Source organism: Bradyrhizobium sp. HKCCYLRH3073 (assembly GCF_051167995.1).
GTDB lineage: Bacteria > Pseudomonadota > Alphaproteobacteria > Rhizobiales > Xanthobacteraceae > Bradyrhizobium.
In genome coordinates, this window is the sequence record NZ_JBNPUD010000016.1 from 19,285 (window position 1) to 32,067 (window position 12,783).

General features: G+C 62.6%; 10 protein-coding genes. 8 read left to right on the forward strand and 2 right to left on the reverse strand.

Annotated elements, in window-relative coordinates:
* Positions 1-143 precede the first annotated feature (143 nt).
* Positions 144-752, forward strand: a complete 609-nt coding sequence (locus ACQR1X_RS27985) for a hypothetical protein (protein WP_434838896.1) — start codon at positions 144-146, stop codon at positions 750-752.
* A 47-nt stretch (positions 753-799) separates the two neighbouring features.
* On the opposite strand, the gene ACQR1X_RS27990 is transcribed toward ACQR1X_RS27985, so the two are convergent.
* Positions 800-1,558, reverse strand: coding sequence for a DUF7168 domain-containing protein (locus tag ACQR1X_RS27990; RefSeq protein WP_316215536.1), 759 nt, complete (start codon positions 1,556-1,558; stop codon positions 800-802).
* 461 nt (positions 1,559-2,019) lie between these two features.
* On the opposite strand from ACQR1X_RS27990, the gene ACQR1X_RS27995 reads away from it, so the two are divergent.
* Both ACQR1X_RS27995 and ACQR1X_RS28000 read left to right on the forward strand, forming a co-directional pair.
* Positions 2,020-3,075 carry a sugar phosphate isomerase/epimerase family protein gene (locus ACQR1X_RS27995; protein ID WP_434900046.1) on the forward strand — a complete coding sequence of 352 codons (1,056 nt, stop codon included), beginning with the start codon at positions 2,020-2,022 and terminating at the stop codon, positions 3,073-3,075.
* Positions 3,076-3,086: 11 nt separating this feature from the next.
* A complete protein-coding gene (locus ACQR1X_RS28000; protein WP_434900047.1) occupies positions 3,087-4,262 on the forward strand; it encodes a Gfo/Idh/MocA family protein in 1,176 nt (391 codons plus the stop codon).
* Positions 4,263-4,891: 629 nt separating this feature from the next.
* Here the strand turns inward: ACQR1X_RS28000 and ACQR1X_RS28005 are convergent.
* Positions 4,892-6,274 (reverse strand): hypothetical protein, encoded by a 1,383-nt coding sequence (locus tag ACQR1X_RS28005; protein WP_434900048.1) that lies wholly within the window; start codon positions 6,272-6,274, stop codon positions 4,892-4,894.
* Positions 6,275-6,754: 480 nt separating this feature from the next.
* On the opposite strand from ACQR1X_RS28005, the gene ACQR1X_RS28010 reads away from it, so the two are divergent.
* From ACQR1X_RS28010 to ACQR1X_RS28030, 5 genes are all read left to right on the forward strand, one after another.
* Complete coding sequence (locus ACQR1X_RS28010; RefSeq protein WP_434900049.1) at positions 6,755-7,975, forward strand: AAA family ATPase; 1,221 nt, start codon at positions 6,755-6,757, stop codon at positions 7,973-7,975.
* Entirely contained in the window at positions 7,965-10,490 is a 2,526-nt protein-coding gene (locus tag ACQR1X_RS28015) for a S8 family peptidase (protein WP_434900050.1), read from the forward strand. Before ACQR1X_RS28010 ends, ACQR1X_RS28015 begins: the two co-directional genes overlap by 11 nt.
* A 266-nt stretch (positions 10,491-10,756) precedes the next feature.
* The gene (locus tag ACQR1X_RS28020; RefSeq protein ID WP_434900051.1) at positions 10,757-11,959 is read left to right on the forward strand and encodes a tyrosine-type recombinase/integrase; all 1,203 of its coding nucleotides are present in this window, start codon (positions 10,757-10,759) and stop codon (positions 11,957-11,959) included.
* A gap of 161 nt (positions 11,960-12,120) precedes the next feature.
* Entirely contained in the window at positions 12,121-12,321 is a 201-nt protein-coding gene (locus ACQR1X_RS28025; RefSeq protein WP_434900052.1) for a helix-turn-helix domain-containing protein, read from the forward strand.
* Positions 12,322-12,326: 5 nt separating this feature from the next.
* Positions 12,327-12,728: a hypothetical protein gene (locus tag ACQR1X_RS28030; RefSeq protein WP_434900053.1), complete on the forward strand. Its 402-nt coding sequence runs from the start codon at positions 12,327-12,329 to the stop codon at positions 12,726-12,728.
* The last annotated feature ends 55 nt before the right edge of the window (positions 12,729-12,783 follow it).

Here is a 12,783-nt window from a genome sequence, read left to right on the forward strand (position 1 = left end):
CCAGCGCGGTCCGCCATGCGGTGTCCCCGCCGCCCTGCACGCGAACGTGAAGACCGCCACCCCAAGCCCTTGATGCACGTCAAAACTAAACGCCATCGTTTCTATATGGCTTGTCGCAGGATGCGATCAAAGGAGAGCAAGACATGGCGGCACAGAGCACGATGCAGGTTTACTTGAACTGGGCCAGGGAGCGCCTCCATGAGATGGATGCAGCGCTGGAGTCGCTCGGCGTCAAGGCAGCCGAGGCCGAAGCAGCATCCAAAGTGACGACCGGCGAGATCATGGCGGACCTGAAGAAGCGCCGCAGCGATCTCGAGGCCCTGCTCAAGACGCAAGCCGAGGCCGGCGAAGCCGCGCTGGCCAGCGCGAAGACGGAACTGGACGCGCACTGGGCCGGATTCGAGGCGCAGATGAGTGCCTATTTCGAAGCGGCCGGCAGGCAGGCCGCGCAGCAGCAGGCGACCTTCAAGGACATTGCCGCCGCCCAGGCCAAGGCTTGGCGCGAGTCGGCCGACAGGTTTCGCGAGGCCGCGACCAAGGTGACGACGGCCGGCACCACCGACCTCGACGCCGTGCTGAAGCAGCTCAAATCCGATGCGTCGGCGGCCGGCGCCCATCTCGAGAAGCTGAAACAGACGGGCAGCGAGTCCTGGTCGGTGCTCAGCGCCGCCCTGAGCGAATCCCGCAAGGCGTTCGATCAGGCCAATCAGGCGGCCTGGAATGCGTTGAAGGGGCCGGGCGCGAAGAGCTGAGGGCAAGCCCGCGACAGCGACAAGGCAACGACCGTTGGGGACTGAGTTCAGTTCCCGTTCGGTCGATTCCGTTGCGGGGCGCCGCTCACGCCCGGACTGATCGCGAGCGTGGTGCCGGCGGCACCTCCGGCCTCATAGGCGGCCGTCGACACCATCCGGCTCGTGCTGCGCGCCGACCGCAGCTTCAGGTCGAGCTTGTCGAACTCGGCATCGACCACCGAGGTCTTGAGCACGACCAGGCCGCGGCCGGTGGTTTCGTTGGCCTGATCGCGGCTCGCCTTCATTGCCACGAGGCGGTCGGCGATCGACACCACCATGCCGAGGGCGAAGGAGGCATTGGCGAGATGCCGGTCCTGATGCCGGAACCGGCGGTAGTCGGCCGAGGTCTTGTAGCGGCCGAGCTCGGCGCGCACGGCGTTGTCGATCAATTCCGCCAGATAATGCGCAACCTCGACATCTGCGGGGAGGCCGAAGAACACATAGCTCGCCTCGCCGGCCGGGTTCTTCTCGCGCCAGACCCGGCAATCGCAGAAATGCGCGATCGCGCCGATGCAGTCGTCCAGCGGAATGCGCTTCTTGCGATGGGTCTCGTAGACCTTGCGCTCGCACGCCGACGCCCGCAGCTCGAGGTCGGACAGCGACAAGTCGTGGCGATCGAGCAGTTCGGCGACCTTGGCGGCCGCGGATAGTGCCTCGTCCTCGGTGCAGCCATTGGCGATGGTTTTCGCGCGCAACGCCTGGATGCGGGCCTTGAGCCTGTCGAGGGCGACAGGATCAGCGGCGGGACGATCGAATGTCTGGCTCACCGGTCAGGCTCCAAAGAAGGCGCGGCAGGATTGCGCCGTAGACACGAGCACCCACCAACAGACGCCGACGATCGACGTCGTGTGATCCCTCGTTCTCATCAATGCGCAAAGCGTCGTGCGTCCCAGGCCAGTGACATCGCAGGCGTCATTCATGGTGCTGGTGAGCCGTTGGAGGACCGCAATCGACTTGGCTCGTCATTGGCAGATGGAGCAACCGGGGACATTCGCAGACAGCACTCATCAACTGTATCTCACGGGCCTCGCGCCTTGAAAAGCCTGGCGGGGGGATGCCGAGGACCGGCGTTACGGCCGGGATTGCAGTGCGCGCAGCGCGAGCGTCCGACGCAGCAAATTGAGACTGGTGGTGAAACGCGGGGTGGTTCCGGCGTGGCGGACGCGCCGGCCCGATGGCACTATTGGTCAGCGAGCACGCGCGCATCCACGGGAGAAGGGAGCATGCGATGAAGCAGATCAAGGGTCCCGCCATCTTTCTCGCCCAGTTCGCCGGAGATACTGCGCCTTTCAATTCGCTGGATTCGATTTGCGGATGGGCGGCCTCGCTCGGCTATGAGGGGGTTCAGATCCCCAGTTGGGACGGCCGGCTCTTCGACCTCCGTAGGGCGTCCGAGTCGCAGGACTATGCCGACGAGGTGAAGGGCATTGCGGCGCGCCACGGATTGGCGATCACCGAGCTCTCGACGCATCTCCAAGGCCAGCTCGTTGCCGTTCACCCGGCCTATGATGCGGCCTTCGACGGGTTCGCGGCGCCCGAGGTTCGCGGCAATCCGCAAGCGCGGACCGATTGGGCCATAGATCAGGTCAAGCGGGCGATCCAGGCTTCACGGCGGCTCGGGCTCACCGCGCATGCGACGTTTTCCGGCGCCTTGGCGTGGCCCTACATCTATCCATGGCCGCAGCGTCCACCTGGACTCGTCGAAGCTGCGTTCGACGAACTCGCGCGGCGCTGGCGCCCCATCCTCGACCATGCGGAGGAACATGGGGTCGATCTCGCCTATGAGATCCATCCTGGCGAGGACCTGCACGACGGCGTCTCCTACGAGATGTTCCTGCAGCGGGTGGGCAATCACAAGCGCGCCAACCTGCTCTACGATCCCTCGCACTTCGTTCTGCAGCAGCTCGATTATCTCGCCTACATCGATATCTATCACGAGCGCATCAAGGCGTTTCACGTCAAGGACGCCGAGTTCAATCCGACCGGGCGCCAGGGCGTCTATGGCGGATTCCAGAGCTGGGCCGATCGGGCCGGCCGCTTCCGCTCGCTCGGGGACGGCCAGGTCGATTTCGGCGCGATCTTCTCGAAGCTGACGCAATACGGCTATGGCAGCTGGGCCGTGCTGGAATGGGAGTGCGCCATCAAGCATCCCGAACAGGGTGCGCGCGAGGGCGCCGAGTTCATCAGGAGCCATATCATCGAGGTCACAGAGAAGGCTTTTGATGATTTCGCCGGCTCCGGCACCGACGACATGGCGAACCGCAAGATGCTGGGCCTGTCCTGAGGGAGGAACAGATGGCCATCGACGCAAGCCATGAAGCCGGTCGACAGGCGCGCATCCGGCTGGGAATGGTCGGCGGCGGACAAGGGGCCTTCATCGGCGCCGTCCACCGCATCGCCGCGCGCATCGACGACCAGTTCGAGCTGGTGGCCGGCGCGCTCGCATCCGATTCCACCCGCGCCAAGGCCTCGGCCAAGGAGATCGGGCTTGCCGACGATCGCGCCTATGGCTCGTTCGAAGAGATGGCCAGGGCCGAAGCGGCGCGCACTGACGGCATCGAGGCGGTCGCGATCGTCACGCCGAACCACGTGCACGCCCCGGTCGCGAAAGCCTTCCTTCAGGCCGGCATCCATGTGATCTGCGACAAGCCGCTGACGACGACCTTGGCCGAGGCCGAAGAGCTGGTGGCCCTGGTCCGATCGACGGGCAAGGTGTTCGTGGTGACGCACAACTACACCGGCTATCCGATGGTGCGGCAGGCGCGGGCGATGGTCGCGAGCGGCGAGCTCGGCGACATCAGGCTGGTGCACGCCGAATATCTCCAGGACTGGCTGACCGAGCGGCTGGAGCAGAGCGATCACAAGCAGGCGGCGTGGCGCACCGACCCCGCCCGCTCCGGCCCGGGCGGCTGCATCGGCGACATCGGGACGCACGCCTACAACCTCGCCTGCTTCGTCAGCGGGCTCGAGCTCGATGAGCTGCTCGCGCAGCTGTCGACCTTCGTCCCGGGGCGTCGTCTCGACGACGACGTCCAGATCCTCCTCAGATGGAAAGGCGGCGCGAGGGGCATGCTGTGGGCGAGCCAGGTGGCGGTCGGTCATGAGAACGGCCTGACCTTGCGCGTCTCCGGCAGCAAGGGCGGCCTCGAATGGGCGCAGGAGAATCCGAACCAGCTCTGGTTCACGCCCTATGGACGCCCCAAGCAGCTTCTGACCCGCGGCGGGGCGGGCACGCTCGGCGCGGCCGCGCGTGTCACCCGACTGCCCTCCGGCCACCCCGAGGGCTATCTCGAAGGCTTTGCCACCATCTACGCCGAGGCCGCCCACGCCATCCGCGCGGCCAGGGTCGGCGAGAAGCCGGATCGCGACGTGCTCTTCCCGACCATCGAGGACGGCCTGGCCGGCGTGAAGTTCATCGATGCAGCCGTCAGATCATCGGCCGCCAAGGGCGCGTGGATCCGGATGAGTTGACGCCGACACGCCGTCCCGAAGCTTCTGGCGTTATAGGCGCTCGAACGCCAGCCGGAAGACTGCAACGGACATCTGCGAACGTTTTGCTGGCGGAGAGGGAGTCCAAAACCGTTTGTCCGCCCTCATTCGCACAGGTTCGCCGAAATCAGAAGCCATTGCAGCTCAGGGACAAGCTGTTCGTTGGAAGTTGGGCGCATTCATCCCAATTCGCATCAACTCCTCTCGCGAGTATGGTCCGGAGTATGGGCGGAAGCGTTCGACGGAAGGTAAGGTCGCTTGGACAGGCCGGATATCGCGGATCGCAGCTAGGCTATCCGAACTTATAATTGTATTCTATTGCTTCACACCTTAAGGGAGCGACGGGCGGACCATCATAAGCTTTTCCGAAAGAAGAGACACTTAACCGCGCTTCACGCGGTCCAGCCAGTAGCTGCGGCTCAGATAGGCCGCGTCAATTCATATCAGACTATAATGGCACCCTCGATGCACTGGTCAAACAGGAATATGTGACTGCCGCGAGCGTCCGCGAGGGATCGTCGCCCAACCGCCATCCCAATTGCGGGATCTTCGGGACTTGGTGAGCGCCGCGAGTAGAGCCCTGGCCGGCACCGCCGAGCGCCGCACGAGGCTCATGCCTTCGCTTCGGCTTGCTGGCCTGGCCGGTCAAGCCAGTGCAAAGTAATCGATCCCAGCGGATGCCAGTCGGGCACCCGATGCTGTATCTCCCCATTTTCGTGAGGCAAGTGATGGGCTGCGCCAGGTAGCACGCGCGGGTCGATTGGATACAGGGCCTTCGGGTTGTGCCAAAAGTCGAGGCCTTCCACCCATGTCTCGGAATAGCCGGGGTCGTTAACGAAATGCTTGAACGTTAACGGCTCGGCGGCGTTCGGGTCATGATTGACGGCCGTGCCTTGACGGACAAGCCTGAGGCGTTTCGATCCAAATCCCGCCAGCAATCCCATCCGGTTGAATTTCGAGATCGTGCCGCTGTTCGAAAACGCGACCGCTGAAATATTTTCCGTTCCAGGCTGACTAAAAAAGCCTGAGGGAATCTCCTTGGCTCCCCAACGGTGCGTACCGATCTTTCGCGGATGGATTCTCAACCGGCCGTTCTCGTCGCGATCCCAATCGTGCTTATAGCCGGCGATGTAATGCTCAAACGCGGACCGCGTGTAAATCATGGAGGGCGGCGCCGAAAAATCCTGAATGGCGAACATCAGCGACATGCCGGCTAGATGCGGTTTTTCCCAATATTTCTTGTCCAGCTTGGATTTGAGGGCACTGCCGAACTTGATCGGCATATAGCCGTCGAGGTAGGCCTTCATAGCTTCAGCCGTATCGAGCGGCGGTTCGCGCAGGGCCTCTCCCGTTGCGCTTTGCGAAGGATTGACAGTTGTCGCTTCGACGGCAAACCGCGCGAGCGGGTTCACGCATTCGAAATCGGGTACGGCATGCACGCGCTCGATGCCGTAATTCATCTCCCGGAACGCGGCAAACAGATACAGCTCCCAGATCCTCGCATCGAAGCCGGTGGTCTGGAACTGCTCCACGAAATTGCCGTCGACATCTTCATACCAGCGCATCATCGGCTCGATGATGCCGCGCGCGGCCGAGTACGCTTCCTCGTCGCGCAGCCTAACGAAGGTCGGGTTCAAGCGCGCTTCAGGCACGACTGCGGTAAAAAAATCCACCGGCTTGCCGGTCTCGTCGCCTTGGTGATATTCGGCATCGTCTTCGGCCGCAACGCGTTCCATCTCGCGACGGAGCGCCACCTCGGCATGGCGTCGCCGTGAATCAAAGTCATTGATGGAGACGCAGCGAAAGCGCAGCTTTTTGTCTCGCCCAAAGACGACGCCGGCAAAATCATTGTCTTCGTAATCGCGGATCAGCAACCCGAGGACCCGCTCCCCCGCATGTTCGTACCAGCCGACCTCCTCGGCCATGAACAGCGTCTTCGGATCGCGGGCATAACCGGCCAAGGCGTCCCAGCGGAGTGGTGAGATGGGCTTCATGTCGGCACTATAGACCCTGTCGGGCGCCACGTTCGCGCATACGTGCTTCGTCCTCCTTCATTGCAGCGGCGTCCCGCAGAAAACCGCGATTGGCGCGCGCCGTAAGGCGATGGAGGAAACAACGCGCATACCGTCAATCATCGAACTGCTGTGTCCGACCCGGCTCCGAACGGCGCGGCCTTTTGGCGGAAGCCGCGGTTCCGCGCAGTCCCGGCACCACGGCCACGAGCAGCCCCTGACGCGGTCAATATGCCGCGATCCGTGTGGCTGTGGTGCGGGGAGGTTCCGGGCCGCGCTTGGAGGCGAGCGGGCAGATATCGGGTAAAGCCCCGCCAATCCTTGCGAAAAGCAGGAGTTCCGCCCCCGCGCGGCCGCCCCAGCCGAAGGCAAGTCTTTTGTCCTTGCATAAACTAGTGTACCTGATGCATAAACCATCTTACTAGTGCATATTTCACTCTGAAAAGCGATTCGTCAGGACCCATGGAGCACTTCTCCGTCATACAGACCCTCTGCCGGATCGGCCTCGAAGGGACCGATCCGCGTTTCCGTAAGCAGGTCGAGCGCCTGCGCGACCGGCTAAGGACGGACGGTGACGAGAAAGCCGCGACGGCGGTGGATCGGCTGCTTGCGGGCGTTTCGAGTGAGCATAGCCTCAGCCCGAGCGCAGTGGAGGTGTCGCGCCTATTGGTCACGGGCGACGAACTTACGGCCAATGTCCATCCCCCGGCTGATCGCGAAACCAGCGTGCCGCTGGCCGAAGTGATCCTTAATCCGGGCGCCGGACGCCCCGCGCCGATCTACAGCGAAACGCTCACGCTGGCGCTGGACGCGCTGCTCGGCGAATGGAAGCAGGTCAAGGCCCTGCGCGAGATGGGAGTCGAACCGTCGCGGTCCTGCCTGATCTACGGCCCGCCCGGCACCGGCAAGACTCTGACCGCATTCTGGCTGGCGGCGCAACTGCGCTTGCCGATCATCAATGCCCGGATCGATGGCCTCGTCAGTTCGTTCCTGGGCACGACGGCGCGCAACATCGCGAATCTGTTCACTTTCGCCAATCGCTATCGCTGTATGCTGGTGCTCGACGAATTCGACGCTTTGGCCAAGATGCGCGACGACCCCCACGAAGTGGGTGAAATCAAGCGCGTCGTCAACACGCTGCTTCAGAACCTGGACGCGCGGGCGGGAACCGGGCTAACGGTCGCCATCACGAACCATGATGCGCTGCTTGACCCCGCCGTATGGCGGCGTTTTGAAAATCATATTCGGATCGATCTGCCGGACGAGCGCACCCGCTTTACCATGCTCAATGCGTTCCTTCATCCGCTGGACGCAGACGAGGACGTTGTGCGAACGCTCGTTTTTATTGTCGGCGAGCGGTCGGGGTCGTTTCTCAAGAATTTTGCCGATGCCTTGAAACGGGTGCTGGCGCTCAGCCGCTCGGACGTGTCGGCGATGACGATTTTGGCGGCGGCAAAGGCTCTGGTGCCGAGGCTTGCGATCGATGAAAACCGATCTTCGCCCGCGTCTCTGTTTGTCGGCGACGAAGCAGGTTTTGTCGGCGCGCTTCTCAACTCCGGTCTACCGATCCGGCAGGCGAGCGTCGCGAAAATGCTGGGCGTCAGCCAAAGCACGATTTCGCGTTACGCGCAGGATTACGTGGCGCGCGAAGCGTCGAGGGAGGGCGTAGCCAATGCCCAATAACCCCGTTCAGATCGTACTCAACGACGATGCGTTTCTGCGGGCCCCTGACCCGAAGCGCGGCGGCAACGACAAGGACTTCTTCGAAGGACGCGATGCGGCTTTCGTAAAGCATCGCGATAGCCTTCTCGCCGCTCTGCAAACGATCGAGAACGACGTCGCCCGATGGCCGTACGGGCCGCTGTGCTATCTGCGGGTCCGGATGCGCATCGAAGCGATCGCAAAATCGTACCGGCCCAATCGCGCTGTCTTCCTGGCCGATCAGTTCCCCTGCGTCGGGGCCGGCGCGCCGGGTGAGCTGTATTTCCGGGCGCCGCTGATCCATTTCGCGCGGTTGCGGCGTCACATAGCTCTTGCGGAAGACCAGGGCGAGACGCGTATCTCAAGAGAAACCGGACGTCCTTACCATTGCGTCACCCGCAATCGCTGTGAGGTCGGAGCCATTGAATCAATTGAGCTTGCTCCGTCCAATCTGAAACGATCCTTTGCGGCGGATGCCGCCGTTGCGGCGCTTTCAGATCCGCGCGCGGCAAGCGGCTACATCGTCGAGCTGTTCGAGACGCAGCCCTTGATCGATGGCGGCGATCACGATGCCTTGGGTTTCCGGCGCTCGCTAGCGACGCTGCAAGCGATATTCCGCGAGGGCGGGCGCGGCTTGCTTGCGACCTTGCTGCCGAGCCCTGGCGGCACGCCCGCGATTGAGATGCTTCTGACCGACGCGTCCGAACCGGCACGGATCGAAGACCGACGGATTGTGCGCGGCGAAGACGAACGCGTGATCACGCCGGCTCACCTTGATCGCGATGTGAACCGTCACGAATATATCCTCCGGCGGCTGGCCGACCATCCGCTAGTCCGCCGGATCAGATTTCCGATCCTGATCCAGCCGACCGAAGCCCAAGCGGCCGCCGGGCCTTCACCCTTCCCTACGATTTCGCGCGTCTCCGATGGCCGCTATCCCCGCGTCGGCGTGATCGACACCGGCGTCGACGGTCCGCTAAGGGCTTGGGTGCTGGACCGCCATGATTTCCTTGATGAGGCTGACTGCGATCCGGGCCACGGCACGCTTGTTGCTGGCGTGCTGATCGGCGCTCAGGCGGCGAATTCGCCGCAATTGGCCGTCGAATCCGACGGCTGCGACATCGTCGATGTGCCACTGATGCCACGAGCGCCTTTTGGCGTCGTTTATGGCCAGCGAGGCTTCGAGGCATTTCTGGAGGAGTTGGAAGCGGCACTTACTGAGGCCCGGGACAGCCATGGTGTTCGGATATTCAACATGTCGCTGAATGTCGTGGCGCCGGTCGATGCCGACACCTACAGTCTTTACGCGGCTCGGCTTGACGATATTCAGGATCGGCTCGGCATTCTGATCGTCAACTCCGCCGGCAATCTCTCGGGCGCCGAATGGCGCAACCCGTGGCCTGCAAAATTGAACCAGGTGCAGGCGATGTTAGCGGCAAGAACCAATCCCGACACGATCTTCATGCCGTGCGAGAGCGTGCGCGCGATTGCGGTGGGCGCCCTGAACCCTCCGGGCTCCAATCAGATAGAGGATGCGCCGACCACCTACACCCGTCGCGGGCCGGGCCTGCGCGTCGGCGTCAAACCCGATGTCGCTCATTTCGGCGGGACCGGCGACGCATCCCAGCCAGGCACAACGCATCTGGTTTCGTGCGACCCGCAAGGCAATCAGGCGCAAACCTGCGGCACCAGCTTTGCGGCCCCGCTTGCCGCGAAGACGCTCGCGGTGCTTGATGTCGCGACTGGGGAGCGGCTAGCGCCCCGCACGTTGCGGGCCTTTCTCATCCATAACGCGACGCTTCCCTCCCCCCTCGCCTCGCCCCGCCTGCGGGATGTTGCGCGCCAATTCGCCGGGTTTGGCCGGCCTTCATCGGCGACGGCCATGCTGGAAACGGAAGATCATGCTATCACCATGGTATTCGAAAGCCGGCTCACCGCCGGCGAGCAGAAACCCGCAATCCTCAGGTTTGATTTCCAGTGGCCCGCTGCGCTGGTGGATGCCGCCACGCGCGCCTGCCGGGGTCTCGTCCGAATGACTCTCGTCTACGATGCGCCGATCAACCAGGCTTTCGGGTCCGAGTTCGTGCGGGTGAATCTCAGCGCCCATCTTCGGCAGCGCCAGCCGGTTGACCGAAGCGACGGCAAGCCGAGCTATCACGACCAGATTTCCCAGGCGTTCCTGCCGCGCACCGGCAAGCTCACCATCCCCGAGCGCAGCCTCATCGATTATGGCCTGAAATGGTGGCCGACCAAGCGCTACGCGGCGGATTTCACCGGCGGGGTTGGCAACTCGGCGGAATGGCGGCTTGAAGTGGAAAGCGTGGTGCGGGCGGAAGCGACCTTCCCGGCCGAGGGCATACCGTTTTCGTTGATCCTGACCATCGAAGACGAAGAACGCAGCGCGCCGATCTTCCAGACCTTCCGCCAGACACTGCTCGCGGGCCGCGTCGATATGCAGGACATACGCACGGCAGTACGTCTGCGGGCCCGCAGATAAGTGCGCTTCCTGCCGACAGATAGCGAAAATCTGCCGCTACGTTCAAGGCCCAGAGGGGAAATACGATGACGCTTACCCGTTATCTATAACAATGAGACGAAAACGCGGGTAGCGAGCGGGGTTCATCTATGTCGTCGCCGCGTCCGCGTTCGCAGTGCTGACCGATGAAGCGGCACGGGCTGTATCGGTGCCCCCTGTAAACACCTCCGCCTGTCGACTGAACCCCTCCCTCTATATGGGCTCGGACACGACGCGGAAGCTTCGCAATGGCTCGGATACGGGTGCTCACTGCGCTCAAGATCAAACAGAATCTCAAACCGGGGATGTATGCCGATGGGCTTGGTCTCTACCTGAAGGTCCGTGACGGCAATTCCAAGAGCTGGATTTTCCGGTATCGCACTGGCGGCAAGCTGCGGGACATGGGCCTTGGTCCGTTTCATACGGTCTCGCTTGCCGAGGCACGGGAGAAGGCAGAGGTCTGCCGGGCCATGCGCCTCAAGGGCCTTGATCCGCTGGAAGAGCGCCACAGGGAGCAGCAAGCCAAGGTGATCGAAGCGGCCGAGGCCATCACTTTCGAGAAATGCGCCGAGAGCTATATCGCCGCCCATAAGGACGGCTGGAAGAACGGCAAGCACGCCGAGCTGTGGACGACTACGCTTGAGGCATACGTTTATTCGACCTTCAAGGACAAACCAGTTGCCGCCATCGACGGCGATCTGGTTCTGAGAGTTCTGCAACCGATCTGGAAAGAAAAGACCGAAACGGCCTCCCGCATTCGTGGCCGGATCGAACGCATTCTCGATTGGGCTAAGGCGATGAAGTACCGCACGGGTGATAACCCGGCGCGGTGGCGCGGTCATCTGGATCATCTTCTACCCAAACGTTCACGAGTCCGGGCCATAGTCCATCATGCCGCCCTTCCGATCGACGAGACGCCCGACTTCATCCAGATTTTGCGCCAGGAAGAAACGGTCGTCGCCCGCGCGTTTGAGTTCTGCATCCTCAACGCCACCCGCACCAATGAAACGATGGGCATGCGCTGGAGCGAGTATGACGAAAAGGCGCAGCTCTGGACCGTGCCCGCCGCCCGTATGAAAGCCAGCCGCGATCATCGCATCCCGCTCGCCAAGCGAGCCCAACTCATTCTTGCCGAGATGCAGGAAATCCGCACCAGCGACTTCGTGTTTCCCGGAGGCAAGCAGGAACGCCCGCTCAGCTCTATGGCCTTCCTGATGCTGCTGCGTCGTCTCAAACGAGACGACATCACTGCCCATGGCTTCCGCTCGACCTTCCGCGACTGGGCGGCGGAACGAACCGACTTCCCGAACGAAGTCGTTGAGATGGCGCTTGCACATACCATCAGCAATAAGGTCGAAGCCGCTTATCGCCGTGGCGACCTATTCGACAAGCGACGGCAGCTCGCAGAAGCATGGGCTGCGTTCTGCGCCGGCATCCCCTACAAGTCCTGATCGCTCGCGCGCAAAACGCTCTGCCTTCGACGCACCAGGACAGTACGCAGCGCTCCGCTCCCGTCCGTATCGCATCCATATCCACTCGGAAGTCGAGAACTTCCGGACAAACATGGAGCAATAGATACATGTCCCATCAGCCTGAAAAGCCGAGAGGCGCGATGTCGGTCAACGACTTCGCGATCTGGGCCGGTATTGGCCGCACCACCGCATGGAAGGAAATCCGCGACGGTCACCTTCGCGCAGTCAAAGTCTGCACCCGAACCATCATCCGCCTCGCAGACGCCGAGAACTGGCTCGCCACACGGCCCCAGCTTCCCGTGCCAAATGCGCAGCCGTCCGCCAACCCCAATCACGGATAACAGCTATGCAACGCAAGATCCCGTCCAAGGACGGACCACTGTTTTATCGCAATGATGAAGATGACACGCGAGAGCTCATCAACAAAATGCGCGAAAGCGGCCGCTTCGTCGACCGTCCCACACAGTTTCACATCAAGCACCGCGCTCTGAACTACTATCCGACGAGAGGGGTCATCACCATTGACGGCGAGGGCAGCTATCCCGAAAGGGGGCCAGAGGCATTCCTTTCGCTGCTTGAGCAGCGTTACCCAAAGCGTCGCAGACCGTGCGGAAGCACACCGCCGGGGCCGACATCGCCGCCTCCCACATCTCCCCCGATCTTCGAGATCGACCTGGATGATGAGAGAGTCAATCCTGGCGGACGCGAAGGCGAGCAACGCCACGACGCAGACGATCTTCCCTGGTGACCGACCGGATCAACGCACACAACGCTCCGGGGGTAGGCCTTCAATGGAATTGCAA

Excerpts from the sequence above, each read along its gene's own strand:
- ACQR1X_RS28005 (WP_434900048.1), bottom strand. The coding sequence starts at position 6,274 with ATGAAGCCCATCTCACCACTCCGCTGGGACGCCTTGGCCGGTTATGCC.
- ACQR1X_RS28015 (WP_434900050.1), top strand. The coding sequence starts at position 7,965 with ATGCCCAATAACCCCGTTCAGATCGTACTCAACGACGATGCGTTTCTG.
- ACQR1X_RS28010 (WP_434900049.1), top strand. The coding sequence starts at position 6,755 with ATGGAGCACTTCTCCGTCATACAGACCCTCTGCCGGATCGGCCTCGAA.
- ACQR1X_RS28000 (WP_434900047.1), top strand. The coding sequence starts at position 3,087 with ATGGCCATCGACGCAAGCCATGAAGCCGGTCGACAGGCGCGCATCCGG.
- ACQR1X_RS28025 (WP_434900052.1), top strand. The coding sequence starts at position 12,121 with ATGTCGGTCAACGACTTCGCGATCTGGGCCGGTATTGGCCGCACCACC.
- ACQR1X_RS28020 (WP_434900051.1), top strand. The coding sequence starts at position 10,757 with ATGGCTCGGATACGGGTGCTCACTGCGCTCAAGATCAAACAGAATCTC.
- ACQR1X_RS27985 (WP_434838896.1), top strand. The coding sequence starts at position 144 with ATGGCGGCACAGAGCACGATGCAGGTTTACTTGAACTGGGCCAGGGAG.
- ACQR1X_RS28030 (WP_434900053.1), top strand. The coding sequence starts at position 12,327 with ATGCAACGCAAGATCCCGTCCAAGGACGGACCACTGTTTTATCGCAAT.
- ACQR1X_RS27995 (WP_434900046.1), top strand. The coding sequence starts at position 2,020 with ATGAAGCAGATCAAGGGTCCCGCCATCTTTCTCGCCCAGTTCGCCGGA.